The organism is Ruminococcus sp., assembly GCF_024684275.1.
Window position 1 is genome coordinate 55,140 of the sequence record NZ_JAIKXF010000049.1, and the last position, 15,093, is coordinate 70,232.

Genomic DNA, 15,093 nt, shown 5'->3' on the forward strand with positions numbered 1-15,093 from the left:
TGGAGTTATTTATTATGAAGAAAAAATTCTTTGCAGGTCTGTTAGCTGCTGTAATGCTCACAGCAGGAACATCAGGCTGCGGAAGCCAATCAGCTGAAAAAAGCGGAAACGGTGAGTATGTACTTAAAATAGGTGAGGCTCAGGGCGCTCTCTGTCATGCACCTCTCCAGATCGCTATGGAAAAGGGCTTCCTTGATAATGAAGGAATAAAGTGGGAAAGAGTTGATTTCGGAAAGGCTGATATACAGGCAGCTCTCGGCGCAGGCACTATCGACTGCGGATTCGGTCTTGTAGGAAAATTCATTCAGCCTATTGACAATGGTCTGAATATGGTAATTACCGCAGGAATGCATACAGGCTGTACAAAGCTCCTTGTAAAAAAGGATTCCGGTATCAAGTCAGTGAGCGACCTCAAGGGAAAAAAGATAGGTGTATCCTCTCTCGCAGGCTCGGAAGCCGTAACAGCAAAGCGTCTGCTCTTCTCAAACGGATTTGACATCAGCGCAGACAGCTCTGATATAGAGTTCCTTGTATACTCAACAGCAGACCAGCCTATAGCTCTCCAGAATGGCGCTGTAGACGCTATCTGCACTATGGATCCTGTTGCTACACAGGCAGAAAAAGAATATGACCTTCTTCCGCTTATGGATACAGCTAAAACAGAGCCATATGCTTCCGAATACTGCTGTGTAACATTCGTATCTACAGAGCTTGCAGAAAAGCACCCTGACGTTGCTGCTAAATTTACTGATGCCTGCCTCAAAGCCTCTGCATGGGTTGCAGCTAATCCTGAGGAAGCCGCTAAGATACAGGTCGAGAAGGAATACGTCAGCGGCAATGCAGACGATAATGCCGAGATACTCAAAACATATGAGTTCAGACCAAGCGTTCAGGGCGGATACGATGCACTTGTAAACGTTGCTAATGAGCTTAAAGCAATCGGTCTGATAAATGAGAATACAGATACAGACGATCTTGTAAAGCGTTCCTTCAAGAAGTTCGACGGTGTTCCTGATTCATATGAAGCTGACGGCGATAACTTTAACGCTGTTCAGGGCTAAGATACCATAATTATTTCGGATAGAACAATAGCTAAAGCCTCCCTCGGGAGGCTTTATTGATGTGTCAATTAAATCCCGAAGTTCAGACCTATATGCATTGCACTTAAAAAATTCTATTTACCTCTTGACAAACTCATTTATATTTGATACAATATAGTTGCAACAAACATTTGCGTGGAGGTGCGTTCACTTGGAGTATGACTATAAAGAGGCGATGAAGCTTGACAACCAGCTATGTTTTCCTATCTATGCGGCTGCACGCTCTGTGACCTCAGCTTATACACCGTATCTTAAATCGATCGGTCTCACCTATACCCAGTATATCCTCTTTCTTGTGCTGTGGGAGAAAGACGGTCTGACCGTCGGGGAGATCTGCAAGAGGCTTATGCTTGACAGCGGAACATTATCTCCTGTCTTAAAAAAGCTGCGTCAGCAGGGATATATCGAAAAGAGCCAGAGCACTGCCGATGAACGATCATTTATCATCACGCTGACCGAAAAAGGCAGAGCGCTTCAGGAAAAAGCTAAGTATATTCCGCTTCAGGTCGGCAAATGCGTTAATATTGCGCCTGAAAAAGCAAAACTGCTCTATGACCTGCTTTATGAACTGCTGGAGCTTACTTCCGGTCAATCATAATAAGACCGCGAATATGGTCTGTCTCACGTAAAAAATAAAATTAGAGGTGCTAACTATGGATATGATGAATATCATCAGGACAAGAAAAAGCGTCCGCACTTTTGACGGCAAAGCTGTGACAGAAACCGATATAAAGAAGCTTAGGGAATATATCAGTACCATCACAAACCCGTATGGTATCCCCGTGGAATTTGTTCTGCTTGATGCCGATGAACACGGACTTTCCAGTCCTGTAATTCAGGGAGAACATCTCTATATTGCCGGAAAGGTGCCGCTGACAGATCACTGTGCAGAAGCATTCGGATATTCCTTTGAGAAACTTGTGCTGTATGCATGGTCAATTGGGATCGGTACAACATGGATCGGCGGTACAATGAAGCATGAGCTGTTTGAACAGGAAGCAGGGGTAAATGACAGAGAGATAATGCCCTGTGTGAGTCCTCTCGGTTATCCTGCAAAGAAACGCTCCATTAAAGAGATCGGTATGAGAGCTGCCATAAGAGCAGATAAGCGCATAAAAAACGAGGAGCTGTTCTATGAAAATGATTTCAGCACTCCCCTGCACAGCGATGATGTTACAGTACAGAATGCTCTTGAAGCGGTCAGGTTTGCTCCCTCAGCAGTCAATAAGCAGCCGTGGCGTATAGTAAAGTGCGGAAATTCATATCATTTCTATGAGAAAAAGACTCTTGCAGACAGCGGTGCAGCCTGGGACGTTCAGAAAGTCGATCTTGGGATAGCGATATATCATTTTATGAGCGTTGCAGGCGGTACTTTAAGCGTTGCGAAGCCTGACACCGCTGTTGGTAAGGATACAGAATATATCGCAACAGTCACGCTGTAAAAGCATCATATAAACATAAGGAGGTTATGTATGAAAACTCTCAATATTGTAAACGGACCGCAGAATGTATCTGCGATCATTCAGGGCTGCATGAGAATGCCGGCTCTCTCGAAGGAGGACGCAGCGAAGGTCATTCGCACTGCCTATGACTGCGGTATCAACTTTTTTGACCACGCTACCTGCTACGGAAACGGTGAGGCAGAGGAGCGCTTTGCACAGGCCTTTCCGCTGACCGGTATCAGGCGTGAGGACATTTATATCCAGAGCAAATGCGGACTGTGCTTTGACAGAAATGAATTTGACTGGACGAAGGAGAATATCCTTTCCAGTGTTGATGACAGCCTGCGCCGTCTGAATATGGAATATCTGGATGCTCTGCTTCTGCACAGACCTGATCTGCTTTTTGATCCCGAGGAAGTCGCAGAGGCTTTCGATACCCTTGAAAAGTCAGGAAAAGTGCGCCATTTCGGTGTCAGCAACCTGATGCCCATGCAGATCGAGCTTCTGAAAAAATATGTGAAGCAGCCCCTTGTGTTCAATCAGGTCCAGCTGTCGCTGGAGCAGTCTCAGCTTATAGATCAGGCACTCTACATGAACAACAAGACAACCGATCTTTCTGTGAACCGTGACGGCTCCGCACTGGATTACTGCCGTCTGCACGATATTACGATTCAGGCATGGTCGCCCCTGCAATTCGGAATGTTCGGCGGTACATTCATTGATAATCCCGATTTTCCTGAAATGAACAAGGCACTTGCTGAGATCGCAGAGCGTGAAGGTGTATCAAAGGCAGCTGTCGCCATTGCATGGATACTGCGTCATCCTGCAAAGATGCAGGCGATCATCGGTACTATGGATCCTGAGCATATCAAGGACACCTGTGATGCTGTAAAGGTCAAACTGTCGCATCATGACTGGTATGTACTGTATCTGGCGTCAGGAAAATTTCTCCCCTGATCGGAGGATGTTATGAGCAATTTATCTCCGCTCCAAAAAGGGCTTTCCTACATACTGAAATCAATTGTCATTGCGTCAGCGGTGATCGGTACATTTTTAAGCTGGCACGCCGGGCGGAATTCCTTCATGGGCGGCAGGACAGTGTTTATGTTCTTTACGATACAGTCCAATATTGCTCTTGCGGTGATCTGTCTGGCTGGACTTGTGAAAATGCTGAAAAACAAGCCATTCAGCGACCTCTGGTATATCATAAAATTTGTCGGAACAGTCTCGATCACCCTGACAGGTGCGGTGTTCTGCTTTGTACTTGCCCCGACTATGCAGCAGGGAGCGTGGAACATTCAGAATGTCCTGACGCACGTTGTCGTGCCGTTTGTCGGGATACTTGACTTTTTCGTGACGGGCATCAGCAGCAATATCAAAAAGCGCAATGATCTCTGGGTGATCGTTCCGCCGATATTGTATGCAATATACGCAGGCATCGGCTATGTATGCAACTGGCAGTTCGCAGAAGGATATAATTATCCGTATTTCTTTCTGAACTGGGGCAGTCCGGCAGGGGCGTTCGGTTTTACGAATGAGCTGCCGTATATGGGCAGTGCATGGTGGATACTTGCGCTGTTCTGTGCGCTGCTGATCGTGGGAATGCTGTATCTGCTGATACTGGACGGACTGAAAAAGGTGTTTCACACGAAAAATAAATAAACAATTCAAACAGGAGGAATATATAATGGAATTCAAAGAAGTTATCAAAAACCGTTATTCGTGCAAGAAGTACAGCGACAAACAGGTCGAACCGGAAAAGCTGACATTCATTCTGGAAGCAGGCAGACTTGCTCCCACTGCAAAAAATTTGCAGGAACAGCATATCTATGTGATACAGTCTGCTGAAAAGCTCGCTGTCATCGACAAGCTCACGCCCTGCCGCTACGGTGCGCCGACCGTTCTGGTGGTTGCCTTTGACAAGAACAACGTGTTCACCTATCCGGGGGAGAAGCGTGACTCCGGTGCAGAGGATGCGACGATAGTTGCTACACATCTGATTCTCGCTGCCGCAGATGAGGGCGTAGATAGCTGCTGGCTCAATTATTTTGATCCCGACAAGGCTGCTGAACTGCTCGGTCTGTCTGAGAATGAGGAAGTGCTGATGATATTGGATCTCGGCTATGCCGCAGAGGGTGCAGGTCCGCTTCCGAACCACACCAGCAGAAAGCCACTGTCCGAAACAGTCACATATCTGTAAAAAGTCAGGAGGATCACATTATGAAATCTATCGTCATCTATTTCAGTGCTGAAACAGGAAAAACCAGAAAGCTCGCAGAGGAGCTTGCAAAGAAGCTGGGCACAGATATTTTCGAGATCAAGCCTGAGCAGCCGTACACCGCCGCCGACATGAAGTGGACAAATCCACTCGCCAGATGCAATAAGGAAAAGCTCGGCAAGAAGGACGTTCCCGTTTGCGGCAAGATCGAGAACTGGAGCGAATATGACACCGTTTATCTCGGTTTCCCGATCTGGTATTATGCCGCACCAAATGTGGTCAACACATTTTGCAAGGGCTATGACTGGAACGGAAAAACGCTGCATATCTTCGCCACATCAGGAAGCAGCGGCATTGGAAAAACTGCCGAAAAGCTGACACCGTATGTCAAAGGGGCATCTATTGCAGATGCAAAAAGGGTAACATCTGTATCTGAGATCGTATAAGTAAAACGGCTGTAAAACGATTTGCAGAAATGCACTGCTATCTGAATCCGTGGATGCGGCAGGCATTTTGTGACGTTAGTTATATCCTAATTCTTCCGGTCTGTGCTGACAGTTTGGTTGTTGCGTTTTCTTTTGGTCTATCAGGATTCACACTTATATTTCTGTGTATCATAATGTATTAGCAATATGTTTTACATTAAAAAATCACATTCACTCATTACAAAAAAGCTCCCCATGTTATTACACAGGGAGCTTTTTTCATTTCTATCCATAATTATTTAATATTCGTTTTATGCAAGGCTTGTATAATACTTTTTATATGCCTTTGGCACTTCTACAATGACGTATTCATCATGGTCATATACCTTAACAGGGTTAGTCAGCCATGCACTGAATTTATCAGCTGCTGAATATATCATCTCTTTGCCAACTTCTTTTTTATTCTTTCTGTTGCACTTGTTGAATGAAATGTCATCGATCTTATTGACCAATTCGTTTTTTGACTTATTGATCCTAATTTCAACTGTTGATGCCTGACTTGAAAGATATAATGACATAGGAAAGACATATATGCAAATAGCAGCAAATAAAGCGGTTATCATCTGCCATTTGAAATAAGTCTTATCTATTGCTAATAAAACAAAGCCAATAGCAAAAATAACAGCACCTATGATCAGAAATACGGATAAATATCTTTTAAAAGTATTCATAAATTTCACCTCAATTAATTAAACAGGGATAATTCTGTTGTTTGCAGCATAGTTAATAATTTTATCTCGGATATATTATTGCTTTAATTATTCTTTTTGTGTTTAAAATACTGGATTACGCAGTTCATGCATAATAATGCAATAAGGAAAATCACACAGCTAACAGTGGTTTGACTGATCAATGCCAGGATAAATGATATTAAGCAGAAAATGCATCCTATGATAGATACTGCTAAATATATTTTTGTATTTACAAACTTGTCAGGTGTTTTTGTCCCGTAATTACTTTCGAACATTTTTCTAAGCTTATTCATTGTATTTATCTCTATTTCACATTCATGATGTTTGTATTAATTAATTGGTTTATATGTTATTCAGAAATTGTGTTTTGGATAGCGGCTGTTCATATATCGGCACAGTACATAATCAATAAGAAGTGAAACTGTCCAGATGAGAAGAAGCAGATCGCTTCTTGGATGTTCAATTGATTTAACTCTGAAAATATCATATAATTCAGCAGCACTGAATAAGACACAAAGTATCTTGCTGAATCCTGTGAGTTTCTGTAATGTGTTAAAAGTAAGCTTTTTCATAAGATCATTTCCTTTCAGTATTTTCATTCGGAAGCCTTTTTCCGTTTCCATGATCTTATTATACATCATAAAAAAGTCTTTGTCCTGTGTTTAAGCTTACAGAACATTACATCTTTGAAATGTTACATTTATCATTATACAACACCGCCGCCGATATGTCAATATACGGATATACTAAAAGCGCGAAGCCAACACTGCCATTTTCGTGCTGGAATTAATATCTGAACCACTTTTTTCCGCCATCGCTGCTATTTCCTGAATTATATGCCTGAATCGTCATGGGAGGTCGAACACTACCTTTGCAGGCACACAGAGCGCGGCGATCGTGTATTCATAGTCTGAACCGTATGATGCCTCCATTCGTGAGGCGCTAAGGTGGACCGTTGCGTACAGCACCTTAAAATCATACATAGGTGCAATTGTCCCTGATCCCGACATAAGCACAAGCTTCGGCCTGCTTATATCTCCGCATCTGAATATGTGAAGTTTATGTCCGTTTACTTCAACATATTCAAGGTCATTTCTAAGACTATTTTTCATTTTAACCTCATATATGGTATTATTATTCTGACCGCTGTCATAATTGATATGGCAGCGGTTATCTGTTTTATCAGACTCTATTTATATAAGCAGACTGAAACCGAACCTCCTCTGCTCAGTGCACGAAACGGCTGACCGCTCCGGACACAAGGTTTTCAGATCAGGCAGGACTTATTTGCATTTATCGGCTGTGTCTTTCAACAGTCAGAAAGTGAACGCTGACATATAACAGATAACATTTGATAATAACCTAAAATAATAGAGTGTTTACAATAAACCTCACTCCGCTGTTATCTGAAAACTGCCTGATCTCGGAAAACATTTATATTTCTACATCAAATTCCACTGTTGTATTTGCCAGATCAAGTGCCATCTGAGCTTCAGCAAGAAGTGCTGAGGTCTCATCAAGGTCTTTTTTTGCAGCAGTGACATCATAGTTGCTGTGGATATATTCAATGAAGTTGGAAGAATGGGAGAAACTGCTGTTTACCCTTTCCTTAGGCAGACGAGCTGCCATTCTTTCAAGTTTCTTCTTTCTTGCTGTCAGCTGAGGTATATATACAAGCATCTGATCAATAGTCATATCAAATCCCGAGATTACATAGGACAGATTGAATTGGTTGATACTGTGCTTCAGACTGATAACTTGTTTTTCAATATTCTGAAGCTCTGCCTGCATTTCGCTATATGAGTATTCAGGGCGAGCCAGTTCAATATCTTCCTGAATAGCAGCTGTGAACACTGCGGACTTCTGCTCTTTATCAAGCAGAGCACTATGTAATTCATTAAGTCTTTTCAGTTCTTTTGCAGCCTGTGCTGATGTCATTTTTTTCATTTTTGTATTCCTCCTATAAACTGATTCTTTTATCAGATATTTTCATACACCTAAAATATAAAAGCCATTATACTCCTTTGCTTCATTGAGCCAGGCAATAAGCACTTCATAGCCTTCCGGCTTAGATTGCAGCGCACGTTCTATGATCTCATTGACCATGTCCTGTTTATAATATGTGATGCCCCAAGGATCAAGGTATCCTTCTGTCATGTTGGGATGAACACCATTACCAAATATCGGACCATATACTGAATACAAAGGTTTATCTCCATGTACATAAAGTGAATCGTATTCCCAGTTGCTGCTCTGTTTCATGATATTCTCTAATGATTGATCTTGAGATGATTTACATAACTGCAACTCAAAAAAACATGAACCGCCATATTGTCTTCTTTCTTCCTGCGACTGAAATTTTAAAAACATGGTTCTTCCTTTCTGCTTAGAAGCTAAAAATCATATCAGGTATTTTTATATTTGAGATCAAATTCACGTGCAGTTTCCTTGAGAGAGATGCCGATACGACTGTCGCAGAAGAATTGATTGTAATGATCAAGAAGTACTTCACCTATTCCCATCAATATCTCCTCAGTGTTGATCAATAATAATCAACATATATTTTGGCTCTCAATCCAGATATGTAACTTTGTCCGAATTATAAAACTCTGTGCCTTCTGCAAGAACAAGCCCATTCCCGTAATCAACAAAATTATTCCTGACCGAGAAATCGCTGAACCATCCGTCCACTGCATAAATCCTTCTTGACGTTTCCTCTGCACCGTAGGGCTGATCCATATAGAGAGTATTATTCTCAAAAACATGATGATAGCCCCAGCCTTCAACTTGTTCATGCACCTCAAATGCTGCAACTATCTTGACATTTCCATTCCTGTAACCAACATTATCATGGATATAACAGTCATTTCCCTTGAGGTCGAGGAAGCTGCCTGCATAGTTTGCACCGGTCATTCCGTCGCCGTAAAATGTGCATCCGCCTATCTCAGTACCGTTGGTATACTCTTTAACGTCAACGTGCTCTGCTGCGACATTTTTAAACGTACAATCCATTACCTTGTTATAGTCACATCTGAAGTCAAACTCTGTTTTTTCCTTGGAGCTTCCGATATAAACTCCTTCTCCGTAACCCGGTGAAACAAGACCTGTGTCGTGTATATAGCACGACTTTATCGTGCAGCATGAGCTTCCGTCGCGGATAGCGACTGCCTCAGCACCAATGTCATATATCTCGCAGTTCTGTATCAGAGTATTGTTGGAATTATCAAGGACTATTCCCTTCTGAGCGTTGGAAAGGATAAGGCTGTCTATGCGCCAGTAGTCGCCAGTGATATGTAAAACATAGTTGTGCTCAGGCGATGAACATTTAAGCACAGGCGGATCATTTTTATCAAGGGCTTCAAGAGTTATTGGCAGATCAGAGGTCCCCTCCGCTTCCGAATAGACCTTCTGCCTTTGTAGATCGTATTCTCCCGGAGAGACCTTTATTATATCGCCAGCCTTTGCATTTTTCACAGCAGTACGCAGTTCCGAAGCAGTTGATACAATGGTCACTTTACCTGCAAGCTGAGCTTCGATAAGAGCCCTTCGCATAAGGCACAAGTCGAACACATCAAGCCTGTTATCCTCACATAGATCTGCTGCTTTCCAGTTTTCCAGATTAGTATCCGGCACAGCAAGCAGCCATTTCTGAAACAGTATAAGATCAGCGATACTTAGTTCACCGTCACCATTCACATCGCCTGCGACTGTCTCCGCAGCAATGGCTTTGAACTGTCTATCAGCGGCGTATTGACCTGACAAAGCGGCTAATGAACCACAAAGGAATGCCGCCAAAACTTTAAATACCTGCTTTTTCATAATGCACCCCTTTTCATTTTGCAGCAAAGCTCTTATTTATCTCTCATTACAAAACCGGTCATCTTATTCACATATTTTGAAAGACATTTTTCTCAGATCCGGACATACCCCAGAAGAATACGAAAGAAATCAATACTGCCGCAAATACACTTTTGAAAATACACATAAATGAAATCAATGTACACCAATGTAATAGTTTTCAAGAACCATTAGGCTTCTGAACAATATTTAAGTTTCACTATGTTTCCGAAGCAATACCAGTTCTGAAACTATGCCGGGAATTTGCGATATTGGGCTTCCTCTAAATAATCCATGTTCTTGTTGATTAGCTATAGTAAGATCAATGACATCTAAGTTCGCCCTCAGAAATATAAAGCAGCAGTGTTCTCACCGAGTATCATTTCTATTTCATGTTCACTCAGCGGCAGATCCATGATTCTTCTGATGTCGCTTACAGGATTTCCGAAAGGATAATCCGAGCCGAAGGAAAAACGTTCACAGCCTATTTTACGAAAAAATCCAGCTGCTTTGTCATCATTCTCCCACAGATCATTATGTATACGATGTATGCAGTGCTCACCGCTGAATGCAATAGATGTATCAAACAGTGCATTGGGGCAGCTGCTCGCGATCTCTTCGATCGTTTCAGGTTCTGATGCTGCAAGATGTGTCAAAACAAACGGTATATCAGGATACGCATTCACAACAGGAATGATATGCGACATATCAGTATACTCATTCATATGTACTCTCGAAGTTTCTCCGCAGTGAAAAGTTATCGGAATATGATTTTTATTGCAGTAACTGTATATCTTTTCAAGTCCGTCAGAATCAGGCTCAAACTCCTGTATCCCGTTATGCATTTTTATTCCTTTTGCGCCTTTTTCAAAGTATTCGGCAACTTCTTCAACCGACATATCAGGATGGATGCTTACTAAAGGGATCAGATTTTTATGTTCCCTGCAAATCCGCAATGTCCAGTCGTTTGTTTTGGAAAGGCTTTTCAGCGGAGCAAAATTGGCAACAACTGAATAGCTTATCAAGCCCTCACTCATTTTGTGCTGCAAATCAGATACTGTTCCCTTTCCAAGTCCTGATAACGGTTCCATTCTATGATAATCGGTAAATCTGTCAATTACTTTTTTTGCAATTTCATCTGCGTACAGATGTGTATGTCCATCAATTATCTTCAAAAAATATCCTTCTTTCTTGTTATAGATCATGTCACTATTCAGAAAAGATCCAGCATACTGTCGAGATAGATCTCTTCACGGACAGTCAGCTGGTATTCCGGCTTTGTGAGATAATAAAGCAGAAATTCCAGATTGACAGCACTTCCGAGGCCTCTGCCTTCTATTTTGAAATTAGAAAAACCGAGGGGCAGATAGGTGCATATTATGTCATCTGTACTGATAAATGCTGTATTTTTCATTGCCTTTGAAAAACGGTATCCTTCTTTGGCATCAGGTGCGGTACAGATGTGATCGGGACAGTTTTCTCCCAGATTTTTACGGCTGACATTTTCATAGCACGCTTTTCTGTCTTTACAGTAAAACGAGCAGCATTCATTGCACAGAAATTCGACTTTATCTTTCTGGAACTGCGAGAGTGTATCAAGTTTATCGTACAGCTTATTCAGTCGGAAATCAGGAATAACATATTTAAAATCACTCCGGTCGGTTTCCTTTAAAAACTGATCAAAATCAATCTGGACCTTTGTAGTTGATGAAACAAAATAAAGGCTGTGATAATTATTTTTAATATGTTCAAGCAGAAGATCCGAGTAGATTATCACACCGTTCTGTACACCTTTGCTTCCGGCGAAAAGCTCACACAGGGCATTGCATTTCCTGTCATTGAGATGTTCAGGTTTTATAAGCGAATTGCTGAAAGTGAGCCTTGAAGAAATACCGTATTCATTCATAAGTGCGAGTACATCTTCAGCTTCACATTCGCCGAATCCGACACGTCCCCCGCCCCAGACACAGTCAGCCGGAGCACCGTATACAGACGCTATTTCACACCAGTCGTAGAAATATTCCCGATGCTCACGATACAGCGGCAAAAACACACTGTATAGGTCATAGAACTCAAACAGTCCCGGAAGATGAAAATAAGCTTTATCAGTCATTGTTTTTCTTCACGCACTTATTCATTGTTTCATTAGCTTCTTCATCCCATACCGTTCTCTCAGGACCGAGAGTGCCATACATCGTGTTTTCAAAAGAGTATACACTCTTGCCTGTTTTGATAAGTCTCTCGTTGTCGACATCATCACTGAATGTACCGAGACGGGCGTAAATATCCTGAGTGATCTCATAGTCATACTGCTCACGCCCCTCACGGCTGGTGTACATTATTTCCGCAAAGTATCGTTTCGTATCATTATCATAATAAGCTGTCCAGTTATTGCCTTGTTTTTTGTTTTTCATAACATTTATCCTTTTCTGCCAACATGCTTTTATTGGCTCGGCTGCCCAGCCGTGTTCGTCCATATCAAGCTCTGCTTTCTCGGACTGGTGACGAAGGAGCAAACACAGATATTTCGATAATTCGTTCATTTTCTCCTCCCATTACTTGTTATTTCATTTATTCTATACTTAGTATAACATAATAGCGCCTTAAAATCAATAGAAATCTCGCATTATAAATCACTCCATGTGCATAAACACAGGGAGTTTTGGCTTTTTATAAGAGCAGACTGGAACCGAACCGCCTCTGCTCAGTGTAAGAAGCGGCTGACCGCTACGAACACAAGGTTTTCAGATCAGGCAGGACTTATTTGCATTTATCGGCTGTGTCTCTCAACAGTCAGAAAGTGAACGCTGACATATAACAGATAACATTATCTATTATTTTTCGCATCATATCACGCTCATTTATTTTTAGTTTGTGGTATGTTGCCATTATTCTCAAAACTATACAAGAGCTATTATTCCTGAATTATGCTGTATGATAAAAATATCGCCGCATAAATGCGGCGTTTTTTAAGTATAAATCATTATACAAGATCTGCAAAAAAAGAATTATATATGTACAGTAGGCGCAAGCAGTAAACTAAGATCATTTATTGTTGTCGGATTAAGAGTTGGTTTAACATTTTCTTCATGATCCCATCTCTGCTGGTAACAACCACCTTCTGTATTCACATAAAGGTATGTATCCTCAATCGGTATCCAGCCCATATCTTCTGTCCAACCCGGCTTCCATGTAAGGGAATCAGCTCCGCGAGCAACAACATTGCCATTTTCATCGTACTTGAACCTGTAACCGCTGTCACCTATAATAAATCTGTAGTTATACTTTTCATATTTCTGTGTATTTGCATTGTATTTCTCTACCGGCTCACTAAGTTTTTCTACACCTAAATATGTAACAACATGTCTGTGATTATAAAGCCTGAGAACACCGGGAACACTGACACCATATTCTGTCAGCTTTGCAAGGCTGTCAAGAGTGTTGGCATCAAAAGTTATTTTATAATCATAATGCAGGTAAGAAGTCTGGTTTTTATGATAATCGATCACCTGATCGCAGAAAGCGCTGTATTCCGGTATATGATCGACATATGCATTCCCGGGAATGTCTATCATGCTTTCTCCTTCAGGCAGAAGATCAGAAAGATCTACCTTGCCTGTCATTGCAAACATCTGCATTATTGACATACCTGAACAACTTCCATTCGCATTTTCGAATTTGTTTATTCCCATTAAATACGACTTGTTCTCGTCGAGTATCTTGTCATAAGAACGGCTTTTATCGGCTTTAACATATGTGATGCCATAGTTTGAAGCATATTCATTTGTATCAGCATCTCCATACATTGTAAATACGGCATCATCTATTCCGTAGTTTAGCGAACAATAATTCAAATCCACATTTCCCTCAACTATAACTGCTTTTAAATTGCTGCGGCAGAAAGCATATGATTCGACCTTAATATTATCTCCGCACAATACCAGATATTCTACAGCAGTATTGTTGAATGCGCCTCTTCCGATATATACTCTCTCTCCATTTTCTCTTATAAACGATACCGGTGAACTAAGCTTTGTATCTCCAAGAAATGCAAGGTCACCGATTGATGTGATCGTCTTCGGGAAATTTACAGTTACAAGCTCGGTACAGTTTTCGAAAGCATGCTGATGGATTTTCTTTGTATTAACAAGATTCAGTTTTTTAAGTTTTGAACACCCTGAAAAGGCATACTCATTAATTGTAGCTACATCAAGATCAGCACTGGTTACATTATAAGATCTGCTGAAACAATATTTACCGATAGAATCTGCTTTGATCTTAATATTGGTCAGTAAACTGCACTTCTGGAAACATCTGCTGTCAACAGATGTTGCGTTGATATTTATTTCTCTGAGTCTTGCACATTCATTAAAAGCTTCGTATCCTATCTTCTTGCAATTAATCACTTTTGTGTCTGTAAAGCCAAACCACTCAATATTTGTTTGTGCAAAAGCATATGCTCCAATATTTCCGAACGTCGGATCAATATTATTTTTGCTCGAAGAATTAAAACTTATAGTGCCGAATTTTGTACATCCTGAAAATGCTGAATCTTTAACAGTAAGTTCCTTATCACCAACTTGTACATATGTAAGATTAGTACAGTTTTCGAAAGCACTTTCACCTATCTCAGAAATCGAGCTTCCTCCCGTGAATCTTACCTGAGTTGTATATTGGCGTCCACGCGAAGTGTATGTACTGTATAATGGCCCATTTATTCCATAGAATTCTACGCTGCTGATATTTGTCTGTCCATTGAACGCATTATCAGCTACTGATATAACGTCTTTGTTGTCGATCTGTTTAGGTATCCTTACCGATGTCATTGCCTTTGATGTTTTGCAGCCTGTTATAACTATGCCATTATTCTTAGTCATGTAATAGATCTGTACTCCTTCCTGTTCATCATTGAAGTAAGCCCCTGAACACGCTCCTGAAGTAAATGGCTGTCCTTCTGCTGATGCAACTACAGGTTTGACAATACTGCCTGAAAAAACAGAATTCTGTGTTAATGGACTGCATATAGCTGCTACAGCACATACTGCTGCGATGCTGCGTCTGATCTTGTTATTCATATTAAAAATTCTCCTTATCACGATTTAATATATTCATGCCGCTAAGCAGTGTGCACGCCTGCATAACAGCTGAATCAACTGATGACATATGATCTTCCGGATCATGGGTAATGTCATTAAGCTAACTGAAAACGATAAAGAAGCAGGAGTATGTTTGTATGTAAGCGAACAAACTCCTGCTAATACTTACAGCAAAACGGCATGACGAAAAGACAGATCAGAGATCTGCCTGAAAAAACATTGA

17 protein-coding genes are annotated in these 15,093 nt (G+C 41.3%); 7 read left to right on the forward strand and 10 right to left on the reverse strand.

Annotation, left to right across the window (positions count from 1 at the left end; translation table 11 throughout):
- Positions 1-14 precede the first annotated feature (14 nt).
- The 7 genes from K5677_RS05245 (at position 15) to K5677_RS05275 (ending at position 5,206) form a co-directional block, all read left to right on the forward strand.
- On the forward strand, positions 15-1,061 hold the full coding sequence (locus tag K5677_RS05245; protein WP_296725513.1) for an ABC transporter substrate-binding protein: 1,047 nt from the start codon (positions 15-17) through the stop codon (positions 1,059-1,061).
- A gap of 190 nt (positions 1,062-1,251) precedes the next feature.
- Entirely contained in the window at positions 1,252-1,698 is a 447-nt protein-coding gene (locus K5677_RS05250) for a MarR family transcriptional regulator (RefSeq protein ID WP_296725516.1), read from the forward strand.
- Between the two features lie 55 nt (positions 1,699-1,753).
- Positions 1,754-2,542 (forward strand): nitroreductase family protein, encoded by a 789-nt coding sequence (locus K5677_RS05255; RefSeq protein ID WP_296725518.1) that lies wholly within the window; start codon positions 1,754-1,756, stop codon positions 2,540-2,542.
- 30 nt (positions 2,543-2,572) lie between these two features.
- Positions 2,573-3,499, forward strand: coding sequence for an aldo/keto reductase (locus tag K5677_RS05260; RefSeq protein WP_296725520.1), 927 nt, complete (start codon positions 2,573-2,575; stop codon positions 3,497-3,499).
- Between the two features lie 12 nt (positions 3,500-3,511).
- Positions 3,512-4,204 (forward strand): Pr6Pr family membrane protein, encoded by a 693-nt coding sequence (locus K5677_RS05265; RefSeq protein WP_296725523.1) that lies wholly within the window; start codon positions 3,512-3,514, stop codon positions 4,202-4,204.
- Between the two features lie 25 nt (positions 4,205-4,229).
- Complete coding sequence (locus K5677_RS05270) at positions 4,230-4,742, forward strand: nitroreductase family protein (RefSeq protein WP_296725525.1); 513 nt, start codon at positions 4,230-4,232, stop codon at positions 4,740-4,742.
- 20 nt (positions 4,743-4,762) lie between these two features.
- Positions 4,763-5,206, forward strand: a complete 444-nt coding sequence (locus K5677_RS05275; RefSeq protein WP_296725526.1) for a flavodoxin — start codon at positions 4,763-4,765, stop codon at positions 5,204-5,206.
- A gap of 290 nt (positions 5,207-5,496) precedes the next feature.
- On the opposite strand, the gene K5677_RS05280 is transcribed toward K5677_RS05275, so the two are convergent.
- The 10 genes from K5677_RS05280 to K5677_RS05325 form a co-directional block, all read right to left on the reverse strand.
- Entirely contained in the window at positions 5,497-5,916 is a 420-nt protein-coding gene (locus tag K5677_RS05280; RefSeq protein ID WP_296725528.1) for a hypothetical protein, read from the reverse strand.
- 374 nt (positions 5,917-6,290) lie between these two features.
- The gene (locus K5677_RS05285) at positions 6,291-6,578 is read right to left on the reverse strand and encodes a hypothetical protein (protein ID WP_296725530.1); all 288 of its coding nucleotides are present in this window, start codon (positions 6,576-6,578) and stop codon (positions 6,291-6,293) included.
- 207 nt (positions 6,579-6,785) lie between these two features.
- The gene (locus tag K5677_RS05290) at positions 6,786-7,049 is read right to left on the reverse strand and encodes a hypothetical protein (protein WP_296725532.1); all 264 of its coding nucleotides are present in this window, start codon (positions 7,047-7,049) and stop codon (positions 6,786-6,788) included.
- A gap of 322 nt (positions 7,050-7,371) precedes the next feature.
- Complete coding sequence (locus tag K5677_RS05295) at positions 7,372-7,884, reverse strand: hypothetical protein (protein WP_296725533.1); 513 nt, start codon at positions 7,882-7,884, stop codon at positions 7,372-7,374.
- Positions 7,885-7,926: 42 nt separating this feature from the next.
- Positions 7,927-8,307, reverse strand: coding sequence for a hypothetical protein (locus K5677_RS05300; protein ID WP_296725536.1), 381 nt, complete (start codon positions 8,305-8,307; stop codon positions 7,927-7,929).
- 201 nt (positions 8,308-8,508) lie between these two features.
- Positions 8,509-9,756 (reverse strand): right-handed parallel beta-helix repeat-containing protein, encoded by a 1,248-nt coding sequence (locus tag K5677_RS05305; protein WP_296725538.1) that lies wholly within the window; start codon positions 9,754-9,756, stop codon positions 8,509-8,511.
- 362 nt (positions 9,757-10,118) lie between these two features.
- Complete coding sequence (locus K5677_RS05310; protein ID WP_296725540.1) at positions 10,119-10,949, reverse strand: amidohydrolase family protein; 831 nt, start codon at positions 10,947-10,949, stop codon at positions 10,119-10,121.
- Between the two features lie 38 nt (positions 10,950-10,987).
- Entirely contained in the window at positions 10,988-11,887 is a 900-nt protein-coding gene (locus K5677_RS05315) for a hypothetical protein (RefSeq protein WP_296725542.1), read from the reverse strand.
- On the reverse strand, positions 11,880-12,317 hold the full coding sequence (locus K5677_RS05320; protein WP_296725545.1) for an RNA 2'-phosphotransferase: 438 nt from the start codon (positions 12,315-12,317) through the stop codon (positions 11,880-11,882). Before K5677_RS05320 ends, K5677_RS05315 begins: the two co-directional genes overlap by 8 nt.
- Positions 12,318-12,782: 465 nt before the next feature.
- Positions 12,783-14,849, reverse strand: coding sequence for a leucine-rich repeat domain-containing protein (locus tag K5677_RS05325; RefSeq protein ID WP_296725548.1), 2,067 nt, complete (start codon positions 14,847-14,849; stop codon positions 12,783-12,785).
- Positions 14,850-15,093 lie beyond the last annotated feature (244 nt).

Bases quoted from the DNA above. Each gene is read 5' to 3' on its own strand.
- K5677_RS05245 (WP_296725513.1), top strand. From the start codon at position 15: ATGAAGAAAAAATTCTTTGCAGGTCTGTTAGCTGCTGTAATGCTCACA.
- K5677_RS05320 (WP_296725545.1), bottom strand. From the start codon at position 12,317: ATGAACGAATTATCGAAATATCTGTGTTTGCTCCTTCGTCACCAGTCC.
- K5677_RS05255 (WP_296725518.1), top strand. From the start codon at position 1,754: ATGGATATGATGAATATCATCAGGACAAGAAAAAGCGTCCGCACTTTT.
- K5677_RS05260 (WP_296725520.1), top strand. From the start codon at position 2,573: ATGAAAACTCTCAATATTGTAAACGGACCGCAGAATGTATCTGCGATC.
- K5677_RS05300 (WP_296725536.1), bottom strand. From the start codon at position 8,307: ATGTTTTTAAAATTTCAGTCGCAGGAAGAAAGAAGACAATATGGCGGT.
- K5677_RS05325 (WP_296725548.1), bottom strand. From the start codon at position 14,849: ATGAATAACAAGATCAGACGCAGCATCGCAGCAGTATGTGCTGTAGCA.
- K5677_RS05305 (WP_296725538.1), bottom strand. From the start codon at position 9,756: ATGAAAAAGCAGGTATTTAAAGTTTTGGCGGCATTCCTTTGTGGTTCA.
- K5677_RS05285 (WP_296725530.1), bottom strand. From the start codon at position 6,578: ATGATGTATAATAAGATCATGGAAACGGAAAAAGGCTTCCGAATGAAA.
- K5677_RS05280 (WP_296725528.1), bottom strand. From the start codon at position 5,916: ATGAATACTTTTAAAAGATATTTATCCGTATTTCTGATCATAGGTGCT.
- K5677_RS05290 (WP_296725532.1), bottom strand. From the start codon at position 7,049: ATGAAAAATAGTCTTAGAAATGACCTTGAATATGTTGAAGTAAACGGA.
- K5677_RS05315 (WP_296725542.1), bottom strand. From the start codon at position 11,887: ATGACTGATAAAGCTTATTTTCATCTTCCGGGACTGTTTGAGTTCTAT.
- K5677_RS05270 (WP_296725525.1), top strand. From the start codon at position 4,230: ATGGAATTCAAAGAAGTTATCAAAAACCGTTATTCGTGCAAGAAGTAC.
- K5677_RS05275 (WP_296725526.1), top strand. From the start codon at position 4,763: ATGAAATCTATCGTCATCTATTTCAGTGCTGAAACAGGAAAAACCAGA.
- K5677_RS05265 (WP_296725523.1), top strand. From the start codon at position 3,512: ATGAGCAATTTATCTCCGCTCCAAAAAGGGCTTTCCTACATACTGAAA.
- K5677_RS05295 (WP_296725533.1), bottom strand. From the start codon at position 7,884: ATGAAAAAAATGACATCAGCACAGGCTGCAAAAGAACTGAAAAGACTT.